At 46.2% G+C, this 14524-nt stretch carries 10 protein-coding genes; 5 read left to right on the top strand and 5 right to left on the bottom strand.

Annotated features, from left to right (window positions below; translation table 11 throughout):
• Window positions 1–75: 75 nt before the first annotated feature.
• Complete coding sequence (locus NAF29_RS13415; RefSeq protein ID WP_251262148.1) at window positions 76–1080, top strand: hypothetical protein; 1005 nt, start codon at window positions 76–78, stop codon at window positions 1078–1080.
• Window positions 1081–1121: 41 nt separating this feature from the next.
• On the opposite strand, the gene NAF29_RS13410 is transcribed toward NAF29_RS13415, so the two are convergent.
• The 5 genes from NAF29_RS13410 to NAF29_RS13390 all read right to left on the bottom strand — a co-directional run bounded on the left by NAF29_RS13410 (window position 1122) and on the right by NAF29_RS13390 (window position 8381).
• The gene (locus NAF29_RS13410; protein WP_251262147.1) at window positions 1122–2342 is read right to left on the bottom strand and encodes an EAL and HDOD domain-containing protein; all 1221 of its coding nucleotides are present in this window, start codon (window positions 2340–2342) and stop codon (window positions 1122–1124) included.
• 185 nt (window positions 2343–2527) lie between these two features.
• Window positions 2528–3301, bottom strand: coding sequence for a Rossmann-fold NAD(P)-binding domain-containing protein (locus tag NAF29_RS13405; protein WP_251262146.1), 774 nt, complete (start codon window positions 3299–3301; stop codon window positions 2528–2530).
• A 94-nt stretch (window positions 3302–3395) separates the two neighbouring features.
• Window positions 3396–5216, bottom strand: a complete 1821-nt coding sequence (locus NAF29_RS13400) for an alkaline phosphatase family protein (protein WP_251262145.1) — start codon at window positions 5214–5216, stop codon at window positions 3396–3398.
• A gap of 13 nt (window positions 5217–5229) precedes the next feature.
• Complete coding sequence (locus tag NAF29_RS13395) at window positions 5230–6816, bottom strand: alkaline phosphatase (RefSeq protein WP_251262144.1); 1587 nt, start codon at window positions 6814–6816, stop codon at window positions 5230–5232.
• A gap of 314 nt (window positions 6817–7130) precedes the next feature.
• Complete coding sequence (locus NAF29_RS13390) at window positions 7131–8381, bottom strand: glycosyltransferase (RefSeq protein WP_251262143.1); 1251 nt, start codon at window positions 8379–8381, stop codon at window positions 7131–7133.
• A gap of 221 nt (window positions 8382–8602) precedes the next feature.
• Here NAF29_RS13390 and NAF29_RS13385 point away from each other — a divergent pair, with 221 nt between their 5' ends.
• The 4 genes from NAF29_RS13385 to radD all read left to right on the top strand — a co-directional run bounded on the left by NAF29_RS13385 (window position 8603) and on the right by radD (window position 14487).
• Window positions 8603–9745: a Na/Pi symporter gene (locus NAF29_RS13385; protein WP_251262142.1), complete on the top strand. Its 1143-nt coding sequence runs from the start codon at window positions 8603–8605 to the stop codon at window positions 9743–9745.
• A 258-nt stretch (window positions 9746–10003) separates the two neighbouring features.
• A complete protein-coding gene (locus tag NAF29_RS13380) occupies window positions 10004–11824 on the top strand; it encodes a sensor domain-containing diguanylate cyclase (protein WP_251262141.1) in 1821 nt (606 codons plus the stop codon).
• A 108-nt stretch (window positions 11825–11932) separates the two neighbouring features.
• The gene (locus NAF29_RS13375) at window positions 11933–12655 is read left to right on the top strand and encodes a YebC/PmpR family DNA-binding transcriptional regulator (protein WP_251262140.1); all 723 of its coding nucleotides are present in this window, start codon (window positions 11933–11935) and stop codon (window positions 12653–12655) included.
• Between the two features lie 113 nt (window positions 12656–12768).
• Window positions 12769–14487, top strand: a complete 1719-nt coding sequence (radD, locus tag NAF29_RS13370) for a DNA repair helicase RadD (protein ID WP_251262139.1) — start codon at window positions 12769–12771, stop codon at window positions 14485–14487.
• Window positions 14488–14524: the final 37 nt, after the last annotated feature.

Below are 14524 nucleotides of genomic sequence, written 5' to 3'. Positions count from 1 at the left end.
GTTTAGCGTGAGCCAAAAGAGTGGAGTTTCAGGTGGTGAAGCTCTGATTAACAAGACTTGATGCAGATTTAATTTATGAACTCGATCATGCCTCTATTGCTAGGGGAACAGCCGATAGCGCAGGCACCGAAAGTGACTTTAACGAACGGAAGTCACTGTATTCCGCAGCACTATTTAACCTATAACCACAGCTTGGCATCTGTTGAAGCCATCGTGTTGCATATGGAATTCGATCCTAGGTTTCCAGTTTTTGTGGCGCAAGATGATGGAGGCTTATATGTACAAGTCGGCATTATTGGCCCCGACAACTATGACCGCGGCACACACATCAAATCTGATAAAATCGTTTACGGGCGTAAGTGGCGGGTAGAGCCGCAACTACCCAGTTCTGAAATCATCCAAACGGTTTTTTTAGCCCTCAAAACAGCCAGAGAACATGAGCTTCGTGAATTGTTTCAGCTTAGGTATGGCGAACATGTGACGACTCCATTTAGTTGCCATCGAGATTTGCCATTGATGGCACATCACCAAGAACTCGTTCAGCAAAGCTCGGTTGGCCTTTTGAATGCTAGCGCTGAAGCTTCAATCGCTGACTTATTAGGGCATGTGAATTATGGCGGTTATCGCTTTGAGATAGATTCAGTGATGCAGCTTGATGACACAGAGTGGTATATCAAGATACGGGTGTCAGGCACTGGCCATGCCGAACTCAGCGAGTTAAAAAACCGAACTGTCAGCTTACTAGTGAGCTCACTAGACTCCAACCACTTGTTACACGCAGTAATGAATAAGCTGATCGATATGAGTAATCATCTTGTCGCTCAAACACTGACTTTTAAGGGCATGGCCTTGTTCAGTGCAAAAAATGATGTGGGGGCTATTGCTGAAATGTCCATTGAAGGACGGCTGCGTTCCCTCAATGTGGCGGGCGATATGTTTCAACACAGTTTAGCCGAAACAAACTATGCGACTGATCAGACGCGTGTGCCGAAGATGGTGAGCGGCGCTTTATCTGAACGGATAGGAAAAACGTTAAAGGCGTTCGATCGGCTTGAGGGAATATTGCCAGAGCTAGGCTGACGAACGGTTCGAATGTATGACGGGGCGAGAGCCCCTTTAAGTTAGGGAACGTTACTGTTTTGTAATAGCGATAAACTCCAATCTGTTGCACTCAAATACGATTCTGGTAGTACGTCTTGCTCGATGCCGAGTGCTCTACTTGACGCCGCTATGTCACTCCATTCGGCCCTTTCATATTGCTGCGCAATACTTAGGTACTGGCCGAGTGTACCATCGCCGTGTACAACGGCTTTTTTGATCACGCCAGACAAAGGTAGTTTTTCCATAACCTCATCAAGCGGCTCGTCCAAGATCGCTCCGATAAGAGATAACAAGCCGGTTAAGAATGCCTGAGGCGCATCTTTTTGATCGATTTTTAGTGCCACAAGTTCAGAGAACCGAGCCCGTGTAATCGCCAATTTAATCAGTTCTTCAGGTTTATTTTCACCGAGTTTTGCTGCGGCGATTAGCGCTAAAAACTTTCGTATTTCTGCTTCGCCCAAATAAACCAACGCTTGTTTAATCGAGGTGATTTCCTTTTGGAAATTAAAGAATGACGAATTCACGAATCGCAATAGCTTATACGTGAGAGATACATCGCGCTGAATAATCTCATGGAGTTCATCGAAATCACAGTCGGGTTGCGCGAGTTTAGACAATAGCTCTAGTAAGTTGAGTTGAGACGGATTGATGCTTCGCTTCTGAATGACTTCGGGACGCGAGAAAAAGTAGCCCTGAAAGTACTTAAAGCCCATGTCATACATTTTTTGATACTCTTCATGGGTTTCAACTTTTTCAGCTAACAACTCAATGTCGTATTCGAGCTTAAGCTTTTTAATCTCGAATATTTCTTTAGCGCTACTGATACGAATATCCACCTTAATGATATCAACATAGGGCAACACTTGTCGCCATTCTGGCTTATAGGCGAAATCATCAAGCGCGATACGATAGCCTTTGGATTTGAGTTGTCGGCATGTTTCCACGAGTTCAGAACTCGGCTCGATTTCTTCTAACAACTCAATAACAACTTGGTCCTTGGGCAGTAATTCTGGAACCTTGATGAGCAATGACAACTCTGGAAAATTGATAAACGCTGGGTAGGGGCCTGTGAGTGACTCTAGTCCCAAATGTAAATGACTTCCGGTGACTAATTTTGATGTTGCTTCGTGTGAATTAATATTGGGAAAGGCATTTTTTAAACTGTCTCTGAATAGAAGTTCATACCCCAATAAGTTTTTATCGCGATCGATAATCGGTTGGCGCGCAACATAAATGAACATATAAAAAATCTCAACTCCACTGCGATGATCTACACCGATATTTTGATGCTAACAAAGCATAATCCAGAGGACGTTGATCTGAGGCTCAGTTTGTAACTTGCTGAGCCTCAGATTGTGTGACTAATGTCGCTTAATGGCTATTGATTTTGAAATGTCGAGTTATAAAACCACGTCAGGATATGCACTTAGTGGCTATGATGCCCACCTTCTATATGAGCGCCATCTGTGTTGTAGTAACCAGAATGGCCACCTTTGATGAATCCAAGGTTGACCATTTGCATCAGAAACGGATCACTTTCGTTATCGCCTACATCGGCATAGTCGGTCATTGCATAGGCTGCGTGATCTTCAAAAAACTGTTTGATCGGTAACTCATCGGTATGAAGTGACTTTAGATTCATTTCAAACGAACGTTGTGAAGCGGCTTGAACCGTTGATATTTCTCGGTAGCGCTTGACTAATTTCAACTTGGGCAACCACTGGAGCTCGTACACGACGCCTGCTTTTTCTTGACGATATGTCTCTGTGCGTTTGCAGCCTTGCCCTGTGCTCTTAACCAACTCCATATCGGAACGCTGAGCATTCGTGATGAATTGATATTTGGTTTCCCACAGGTCTTTGTTTTTATTTGATTTGATTTCTTCTGGATAATACTCAATGCCGCGCTTGTAGTGTTCAAAATAACGCGTTGGGCGTGTTCGGCCGTCTTTTAAAAGATTCCATATTTCAGTTATTTCTTGCTTCGGGTAGCTCTGTGCAACTTCATCTCCTTGACGTCTCAACTCTAGCGTTTGATGATGAACAGGCTTGTGCTGGGCTTGTGATGACAGCGCATAAGTTGCATGCACTAATGCTGAGTCAGTTGCACAATGGTTAGTGTCAGCGGTAGGCTCTGATAGAGCAGAAGGGGACGTCACTATCAGGGCTGCAATCGTCGCCTTAAAAAATGGTTTAAACATGATAAATCTCCTAATCAAACAAGGGTTGCCACTTCAGTGGCAACCCTTTTAACAGCATGAATGACTCATGCAAGCTGTGATATTTCACAACTCATTAATCGGCGACTGCTGCATCTGCTGCAGTTGAAAGTCCGCCTGCGTAGTCCATGATATGGAATATTACGCTTTGCTCATTGGTGCCTGACACCAATGATGCGCCGGGCCCATTAGCGTAAATGCCCACGTCTTCACCCGCATGAGTTTCAGAGCTGGTTGGAACGAGTGCCTCTTGGTGGTAACCCGGGCTTTGTGTGTCAACAAACAACAAGTCTTTACGGCCTGTATTGTTGTCGAAGTTGTACGTCGCGTCGGCATTGGTTTCGTCACCAAAATCGCGCATGCCTTTACCATTGGTATAACCCAAGGTCGTGTATGGCATTCCGTCTTTGGCAAGTGCATATTGGTCTTGGCCTACAGAGACAACTTTACCCAAAATTGGGTTGCCGCGTTTTGGATAACCCGCAATGGTAAATACGTGACCGTGGTCAGCCGTTACGATGATCAATGTTTCTTCACCATTGGTCATGTCTACAGCGGCTTTGATCGCCTTTGAAAATTCAATGGTGTCAGTCAACGCACCATAAGCGCTACCCGCATGGTGTGCATGATCGATTCGACCCGATTCAACCGTGAGGAAGAAACCCTTATCATTGTTGTCCAGTACTTGGATTGCCTTGCTTGTCATTTCACTTAAGGAAGGTTCACCAGCAACATCATTCATACGATCACGCTCGTATTGCATGTGCGACTCGTTAAATAACCCAAAGACGTTTGAAACTGTCTCGGTGTCAATCGCATCAAACCCGGTTTGATCCATGACGTATGCGCCGGTGGCATATTGAGCTTGCCATTCGGTCACCAAGTTGCGGCCGTCGGTGCGATCACCTTCAGTGCTACTGACTGCGTCTGTTGAGTTAGCTGCAGGGTCGTTCGGCAAGAAATGACGACGGCCGCCACCAAAGACAACTTCAATGCCGTCGATGTCAACGCCTGAGAAACGTGCTTCTAAATTTGATTCGAAGTTCACGAGCTGTGAAGCAATGTCTTCACATGCAGAGCCCGCTGGCATATCTGAGATGTCTTCCCAGTTACGGTCGGCTGATTTTGCATAGGTTGCCGCAGGCGTTGCATGGGTAATACGAGCCGTGGATACAACACCGGTTGATTTACCCGCTATTTCAGCCAATTCAAGCGCAGTTACAAGTTCATTGCCGGCAACGGTTGAGCAGTCACCACGCACGATATCTTCATCTACGCCAATCACACCAACGTCAGTTTTTACACCTGAAACCATGGCGGTCATGGTGCCGGCTGAGTCTGGCGTTTGTGCATCAACGTTATAGGTTTTTGCAAGGCCAGCGAATGGGAATTCGCCAAAGCTCAAAACATTTTCTTCACCCATCATGCCCTTAAGTTGGCCTTCAAGAATACGAGCAGCGGTCACGGTTGAAACGCCCATACCGTCACCCACAAATAAGATCACGTTTTTAGCAGACCCTGGTGTTACGGCATAGTCAGCCGCCGCGGTTGCTTTGGTTGCGCCTTGTTTAAACCAAGCATTGCTTGTTGCATTCCCAACAAGGTCGGCAACAGGCGCTTCGGCAGGTGGCGTGTAAGGCTGGCAGACATAGCTTGTAGAGGTGACTTCTGATTCAGATAGCTCGCCGTTCCCATCAGAGTCTTGGCCAGCTTGGTGCATGGCTCCGCCGCCCATACAATTGGCGTTGCCGACTTCTAGTTGAGTCGTAACGAGTAGGGCGTTAACGCCACTAGAACCATTTGTACCATTGAGGCCATTTGCGCCATCATCGCCATCATCACAACCAGTCAGTGCTAAAGCTGCTGCGATAGAAGCACTAAGAATTAATTTGTTCATGTTCGACTCCTTATTATTCTGCAGTCAGTGCTAAAGCGGCATCCACAACGTGGAAAATAACATTTTGTTCAACAGTGCCTTTGAGCATGTGTGCACTTGGGCCTTGCGCATGAATTGAAATGTCTTCACCTGCGTGGGTTTCTGAGCTGGTTGGAATTAATGCTTCTTGGTGGAAACCAGAAGATTCAGTATCAACCGTGGTTAAATCTTTACGGCCGTTGTTGCCTGAATCACTATAAGTTGCGTCGGCGTTTGTTTCGTCGCCAAAATCACGCATGCCCAAACCATTGGTATACCCAACCGTGGTATACGGCATTCCATCATTTGCCAGTGCAGGTGTATCTTGGCCAACTGAAACCACTTTACCCAAGATTGGGTTGCCGCGTTTCGGGTAACCGGCAATGGTGAATACGTGGCTGTGATCGGCTGTCACAATGATTAACGTGTCTTCTGCGACGGTATTTTCAATTGCAGCTTTTACGGCATTTGAAAATTCAATGGTGTCAGTCAGCGCGTTGTATGCACTGCCAGCGTGATGGCCATGATCGATACGACCTGATTCAACGACTAAGAAAAAACCGTCATCATTGTTGTCTAATACATCAATCGCTTTGGCTGTCATTTCCGTTAACGATGGCTCTCCGGCAACATCGTTAGCGCGATCAGCTTCGTACTGCATGTGCGATTCGTTAAATAAACCAAAGACATTAGTGGCTGTTGCGGCGTCAATTGCGTCGAAACCAGCTTGGTCCATGACGTATTGACCTTGTGGATACATCTCTTTCCATTCGGCTGTGAGGTCTCTGCCGTCGGTACGATCACCTTCAACAGAGCTGACAGCATCGCTAGAATTGAACGTTGCGTCTTTCGGTAAGAAATGACGGCGACCGCCACCAAAAGCAACTTCCAAGCCGTTGACATCAGAGCCTGAAAAACGAGATTCTAAAATTGATTCGAAATTAACCAGTTGGTCGGCAATATCTAGACAACCCCCTTCAACCGCATCAGTTGGCATATCTGAAACGTCTTCCCAGTTACGGTCTGCAGATTTTGCGTAGGTTGCAGCGGGAGTCGCGTGGGTAATTCGTGCAGTAGAAATAACACCGGTCGACAAGCCTTTAAGCTCGGCTAATTCCAGCGCTGTAATCACTTCATTGCCCTCAACGGTTGAACAGTCACCGCGCACAATATCTTCATCTACACCAATCACACCTACGTCAGTTTTAATACCAGAAACCATAGCCGTCATGGTGCCCGCTGAATCTGGCGTTTGGGCATCGACGTTATAAGTTTTAGCCAACGCGGTATAAGGCATGGTTTCAAAGCTGAGATAGCCTTCTTCACCCATTTTTCCAGCGAGCTGTCCTTCTAGAATACGCGCAGCAGTCAGTGTAGAAATACCCATGCCGTCGCCCACAAATAAAATGACATTTTTGGCTTTAGTGTTCGTTTGAGTGCGAGCCAACTTAGCTGTCAGTTGGTTTTGTGCATCCGTGTACCAAGTATTCGTCAGCTGTGAGTCAGGAACCACTGATGCGGTTGCTGAGGCACACAAGCCAGCAACAAGCAGGCTGCTTATCGCAGTGCGTTGTTTCAACATGTTTTCACCTTTAACTGATTAAGAAAATAAGTAATTGCGGAGTTGGCGTTTAGGCGTGTTTGAAGTCAGCCGAATGTTCCATCCATCACAAATCCAACCACATGCTAATTATCAAATGTTTATAAGATGTTTATTTTTATGGAATGTTTGGTTACAAAGAGGTGTACCAGTTGGTCACGATTTGGTCATATAACAACCACTACGCGAGGCCGCTCTATGAGTGGAGGTAGCGGCAGCGATTTGATTGAATTCATGGGCTAGACGCCATTGAAACATCGGTGGATTGCGCCGCGGGGCAATCGAGGAAAAAGTGGCTAATGTTTATTTTTAGCTTCTATCCATTGCGCCATATATTGTGTGCTTTTTAACGTATGGTGCATCAGCATTGCGCCAATGAAGTGTTGTTGTCTATGCGAGTCGAGGTTGGCGCAAATGTCGGCCACTCGGTGACATAATTCACTGACTAAATGGCTCGCTTCGTAAGGCCTAAGGTGCTGGGGAACAGTGTCAATCGCCCGGCTCCAAATAGTGTTGTCGTTGTATAGGGCAATCGCCTGCTGAACAAATTGCTCGTCAGAGTGACATACGGCACCGGGCCAAGAACTTGGCGTGCTCATGCCTTCTGCGCCGATAGGACTGGTTACGCTGGGAGTATGCGTGAGCATGGCATCGAGTAGTTTGCCTTTGAGGCCAGCACCAAAGCGTAAAGGAGCGAGCAGCACACGATGATTTGTAATAGTGCTTAAGGCGTCTTCAACCCAACCTTTCACTAAGAACCCTTGCGCTTCATTGTGCAATTGAGTTGCTTTTTTCGGCGGATATGCGCCATAAATATGAAGTTCGGCATTTGGGCACTCTCTTCTAATACTGGGCCAAAGTCGTTTCAACTCTAAGACGGCATCCCAATTAGGCGCATGTCTAAAGTTACCAATGCTGACAAAGTGTTGTCGCTCGTCAAAGCGCTTAGGACGAGCGACAATGGCTTGGTTGGTGACCATAAAAGGTAAATACAACAATTGGGTTGAAGGAATACGATAGTGGTGCTGCAACAATTGAACTTCAAATTCAGAAATGACCAGGGTTAAATCGCACCGAAAAATAGATGCCATTTCTCGAATAGCTTCGTCGGTGTGCAAATTGCTTTGCTCAATCGCGATTCCTTGTTTGATGGCCTGATGACGTGCCTGACGAAGGCTGTGAACATCTTCCATATCTAAAATGCGAACCGCACTGGGGCAGTGTTTTGCAACACGCCAGCCAAATTGCTCTTCCATCATGAATCGGTCGAACATCACCGCGTCGGGTTTCAATTCACTGACGAACTCATCAAAACTAGCACAATTCAACTCAATGCTTTGCTGCTGAATATTCAGAGTTTGCAAATCACACGCGTGAACACTGATCTCTGCCGGAGAGCTGAAAGTAACGCGCCAGCCTTTGCTCTGAAAGGCTTGAATAATTTGCAGCATCCGACTGCCAGCGGCAGATGAATTCGGTTCTGGCCAAACGTAACCTATCACTAACAAATGTTGTTGGGTGTTCTGGTTGATATCTGAATGCTGCAAAGTAAAGACTCAATAGATGATGGAAAACCTTGCGATTTTATCATTGTTTTTAAATGTTGCGGACAAACTCTGGTGGCGAGTTTTTAATTGTTACAGTTTGATGATGGTAGTGCAGGTGTTCAGTGTTGGTTCAGCAAAACGCTCTAGGATACGCCGTACATTTTAGGCTAAGGGCGCGCCAATGGGCTTACCTTGGCTTTACCACACCACTTGGATACAACATGACACACGCAAGCGACGATTATAAACGGCATCAATGGCTCAAATGGGTGGGGGTTGCGTTGTCCACCTATTTCATTTTAGTGGCAGTGAATACCATAGGTAATGGTTTTAAAGAAATATCTGGCGGCTCTGACGGAGCCCAGCAGATTTTTGAATTTGCCAGTCATCCGGTTGCCGCCTTGTTGCTTGGCGTGATCGCTACATCTCTGGTTCAATCATCGAGTACGGTGACGTCTGTTATCGTCGGTCTTGTGGCCGGTGGCTTACCTCTGAGTATGGCTGTGCCGATGATCATGGGGGCAAATATTGGTACGACGGTCACCAATACAATTGTAAGCCTTGGGCATTTAAAACAAGGCCAAGAATTTCGTCGTGCATTTGCGGCATCGACTATTCATGACTTTTTTAATTGGCTGGCGGTGCTGCTATTGCTGCCGTTAGAGTTAGCGTTTGGTTTTCTGGAAAAGAGTGCATCAGCCATTGTGTCGCTGTTCATTGGTAGTGAAAACTTGTCCATGAGCGGTTTGAATTTCATGAAGCCTTTGCTGAGCCCGGCCGATCGTATGATTGAATTTTCAGTTAGTGGCTTGTCGGGTACCAGTGCAGCATTGGCCATGATTATCATGGGCATGGGTATGATTTTATGTGCGGTTACTTTCTTGTCACGTTTACTGCGCGCAGTGATGGTCGGCAGAGCAAAACTATTACTGCAAAAAGCATTGGGTCGGGGGCCTTTGTCGGGTGTTGCGTCTGGAGCCGCAGTGACGGTGCTAGTGCAGTCATCGTCTACAACCACGTCGCTGATTGTTCCACTTGTGGGAAGTGGAACCCTGTCCTTGCGTGAAGTATATCCATTTACGCTGGGCGCAAATATCGGCACTACCATTACCGCAATATTGGCAGCAACCGCAATTACTGGGCCTGTTGCTCATGCGGCGATGACCATTGCAGTGATTCATCTGCTATTTAATATCTCATCAACCCTGTTGATTTACGGCATTCCAATGTTACGAAATATTCCATTGTGGTGTGCTGAAAAACTCAGTGAGCTCGCTGCAAGTCCTCGTCAATGGGTGGCCGCTGGTTACTTGGCATCGGCATTTTTTGCCATCCCAGGTGGGATTTTAGCTGTGTCCAACTAGAAAGAGCCATTGAATAGTTTGAACGTCTTGCGTACACGCCAAGGTAAGGCGTTTAAATTTTTGTGAATGCATATTGTGAGCACACTTAGGGATCTAAATATTTGATTCCTGTGTTGTGGAAGGCTAGGGTAATTGTAATGATTATTTAACAAAGTGGTTTGTTTTAGGTTCTGTACTGGTAAGACAAACTCGCTGCTCACTATAAGTTTTTCTATCTTGCTAAATTCGTGTTCTGCGCTGCTTTTACGAATCTCTGTTGTGATTGCGTGTTATTTCTACGCCTGTGTTCCTGCGCATGCCGTGGTTAAAGCGTCTGAAGGTGCGATGTATGCAGTGTCCGGTGCAGAGCATCAGGTATCAATGCAAGCCATTCAGTCTAGCCTTCAACATCACCAAAGGCTCGAAGCCTTTTGGTACGACAACGTATATCAACATTTTAGTTTTGGCTTTACTGACGCTCCTCACTGGTTTGTGTGGGTGATCGCGGCCGATGAAATCAAAGCTTGGAGTGATCAAGGTGAGCTGAATCAGCGGCGTTTGTTAGAGGTTGCAGAGCCTTCGATTAATGGCTTGTCGGTTCGAATTTTTAATCGAGTGGGCGATGAGATCGGTGCATTCGATATTGAGGAAGGCGCAGGTTTTGATGCTCGGCCTGTGGCTCACCGAAACTTTGTGATACCCGTTGATGTGCCGCTGGGTGAAGAATTGTATGTGGTCGCTCGGGTGACAAACACCGACGGCATGCGCATGAAAATGCGACTTTGGGCGATGGCGGAGTTTCAGTCTCAAGAACAAAACACGTTACTGCTTCACGGTATTTATTTTGGCGTCATGCTTGCGATGTTTTTGTACAATGTCTCGCTGGCGTTGGGCCTCAAGGAAAGTGCGTTTTGGTTCTACGTCCTGTGGGTGCCTTGTATCTCTATTGTTGTGATTTCAGATGCCGGATTGGCATTTCAATATTTTTGGCCTTGGTCGGCCGCATGGAATGATCGTGCCATCGCAGTGTTTGCCAGTTTTGGCCCAGCATTCGGTACCATCTTTGGCTACTTGGTATTAAAAATTCGAGAAAACTTATCGCCGATCTGGCGATATATCTACTATGCCAATGTCGGGTTATGCCTTCTAATAGGAACGTATGCTTTGTTTGGCCCACCAAGTTCAGCTTTACAGGCTTCATTGCATCTCAATACCGTCACCATATGGGTGCTCACCATATCCACGCTCATACGTGCTCGGCAAGGCTACAGTTTGGCGCTGCCATATTTACTGGCTTGGGCCATGATCATGGCTGGTGGAGGGATCCGTATTGCCGACACTTTTGCCTATATTCCACGTTCTTGGTATTCCGAAAACTTAATGCAAATCGGATCGGCTCTAGAAGTTCTTTTGATGTCGGTACTCGTGGCGACACATATGTACGATGAACGACGCAAACGTGAAAGTGCTCAGCGCGAGCTGCTCGAATCTCAACTTGAGATGAATGAGCAGTTAGAACAGTCAGTTTATGAACGCACGGAAGCGCTTGAACTAGCGAATGAAAAGCTCGAACAAATCAGCCGTATTGACGGTCTCACAGGGCTGAGTAACCGCCGTTATTTTGATGAAGTGCTTAAGCGAGAGTTGAACCATGCCTTGCGCCAGCAGCTACCGTTGTCAGTGGTCATGGTAGATGTGGACTACTTTAAGCAAATTAACGACAACTTTGGCCATGCGTTCGGTGATCAGTGCCTAAAAGCTATTGGTTATCTGCTCACAACAAAGATTAAACGAGAGACCGATTTAACGGCCCGCTATGGCGGAGAGGAGTTCGCCATTATTTTACCCAACACCCCAGCGGAACAAGCAATGGCGATTGCTGAACAAATTCGAGTTTCAGTGATCGACTTAGTGCTTGAATCCAATGAACAACTGATCAATATGACCTGTAGCCTTGGCGTGTGTTGCAGGGTACCAAGCGACGTTAATGACGATTTAGAAATATTGAAAGCCGCAGATGATGCTTTGTATCAGTCCAAACACGATGGGCGAAACCGAGTGTCAATTGCGGCTGACTTATCTAAGATCGCATCAATCTAGATCATAGTCCGCGCGGTATATTACGAAAGGTGCTGGAAGAAAGAGGTCTTAAAAGGGTAGAATCCGCGCCAGATAATTTTCAAATTCACTGTCAGAAAGAGCGATTTCATGGGAAGAGCGTACCAAAACCGCAAAGAATCAATGGCGAAAACGGCCAATGCGAAAACTAAGGTTTATTCAAAATATGGTAAGGAAATCTATGTGTGTGCCAAGAATGGCGGCCATGATCCTGACAACAACTTGAATTTACGTCGCTTAATTGAAAAAGCAAAGAAAGATCAAGTTCCTACGCATGTCATCGACCGAGCTATCGACAAAGCCCAAGGAGCTGGTGGCGAAGACTATTCAGTGGCGCGTTACGAAGGCTTTGGTCCAGGCGGTTGTATGGTCATTGTTGACTGCCTGACAGACAACGGCAACAGAACTTACGCTGAAGTTCGCCAGTGTTTCTTAAAGAACGATTCTAAAATCGGATCTCCGGGCGCGGTCGCTCATATGTTTGATCATTTTGCGGTCTTGGTGTTTAGCGGCGATGATGAAGATGCAGTATTAGAAACGCTGATGATGGCTGACGTCGATGTCGCTGATATCGAATCAGAAGCCGGGAAGATTACCGTTTTTGCGCCAGCAGCTGAGTTCTACAAAGCCAAAACTGCGTTGCTAGAAGCGGATGAGTCTATTGACTTCGATGTCGACGAAATTAGCTTTGTGCCGCAAACAGCCACGCCTCTGGCGGGTGAAGATGTTGAAACCTTTGAAAAGTTTTTGGGCATGCTTGAAGACTGTGATGATGTACAAGATGTTTATCACAATGCAGAGCTTCCAGCCTAACCGGTAGCTCACACAAAAATAAGCCGCTTTGAGCGGCTTTTTTTGTGGCTGTTGGCCAATTCAAAGTGGCATATTATGAGCGAATCAATCGATCTGAAGAGACTCTTGTTAGTTTGAAATTAAGAGATTATCAACAAGCATCAGTCGATGCTGTACTGCAACATTTTAGGCAGTCCAATGAAGCGGCGGTTCTTGTATTGCCCACCGGTGCAGGCAAAAGCATTGTGATTGCTGAGCTGGCGCGATTAGCTCGCCACCCAATATTGGTGCTTGCGCATGTTAAAGAGCTGGTAGAGCAGAATCACCAGAAGTTTAAGGACTATGGCTTTGAGTCCGGGGTATTTGCTGCAGGGCTGGGGCGCAAAGAGTCTGATTGGCCGGTAACCTTTGCCAGTGTTCAATCGATTAGTCGAAACTTGGATCAATTCAAAGGATTCTACTCGTTAGTCATTGTCGATGAATGTCATCGGATTGGAGACGACTCTGATAGCCAATACCAGCAGGTTATCGTTCATGTGAAGCAAACCAATCCCGCTTTGAAAGTGCTTGGTTTAACAGCAACACCTTATCGTTTAGATAAAGGGTGGATTTACCAACACCATTATTATGGTTTTGTACGCTCAGAACATCCAACACCGTTTAAGAAATGCATTTATGAATTGCCCATGCGGCAGTTAGTGAAGAATGGCTACTTGACGCCACCTGTGGTCATTGATGCACCTGCCGCTCGGTATCAATTTGACGAATTACCCGACGCGTATACCGAGGCTCAACTGGATCAATTTTTGAGTCAGTGCCCGCGCGTTACACAAGCCATTTGCCAACAATTACTCCAGCTTGCTGAGCGGCGTGAAGGGGCCATGATATTTGCTTCAACGGTGCTTCATGCAAAGGAAATTGCTGGCTATTTACCATCGTTAAATACAGCTGTTATTACCGGCCAGACCCCGAGCGCAGAACGCGATGAATTGATTCAAGCGTTCAAAGCTAAGAAGCTTAAATTTTTGGTCAATGTTTCGGTCTTAACCACCGGATTTGATGCTCCGCACGTTGACTTAATTGCCATTCTTAGAAGAACCGCTTCGGTGAGTTTATACCAACAAATCGTGGGCCGAGGGCTTCGATTAGCGCCTCAGAAAGAGGATTGTTTGGTGGTAGACTATGCTGGTAATAATTACGACATTTACCAACCTGAAATTGGCACTAAGCGTCCTCACCCCGAAAGTTCGCCCGTTCAAGTGCCATGTCCGCAGTGCAACTTTGCCAATTTATTTTGGGGTATCACCGATGCAGATGGTGACATTGTTGAACATTATGGCCGTCGATGTCAGGGGCTTGTAAGGTCGGATACGAATGAGCCGATTCAATGTAATTATCGCTTCCGTTTTAAACAGTGTGCTCGCTGTAACGCCGAGAACGATATTGCCGCGCGCCAATGCCACCAATGCGGTCATATGCTCATTGATCCCGACCAACAACTGAAAGATGCTTTGCAGCTAAGAGATCGAAAGGTATTGCGATGCAGCGGTTTATCGGTGATGTTGAATGGCAACAAGGTCAAGCTAAGTTACCATGATGAAGATGGCGCAACGATTTCTGAAACATTTGATTTTCAGTACGAAAAACGGAAAGTAGCGTTTAACCAAATTTTTAAACGGAAAAGTGATGGTTCCAATTTTGAGTTTAAAACCTGCGAACAAGTTGAAGCGGATATCAGCCGTGTGACGCCTCCAGACTTTGTTATTGCCAAACAAGAAAAGCGCTATTGGAAGATCGAACATCGTATTTTTGATTATCAAGGGCCTTACCGCAAAGCCAATCACGAAAATTAATGTGTTTGCAGTAAAACCACAAGATTATTGCATGGCG

Source organism: Echinimonas agarilytica (assembly GCF_023703465.1).
Taxonomy (GTDB): Bacteria; Pseudomonadota; Gammaproteobacteria; order Enterobacterales; family Neiellaceae; genus Echinimonas; species Echinimonas agarilytica.
Note: the sequence above shows the minus strand (reverse complement) of the source record. Positions and strands in the feature narration are given on the sequence as shown.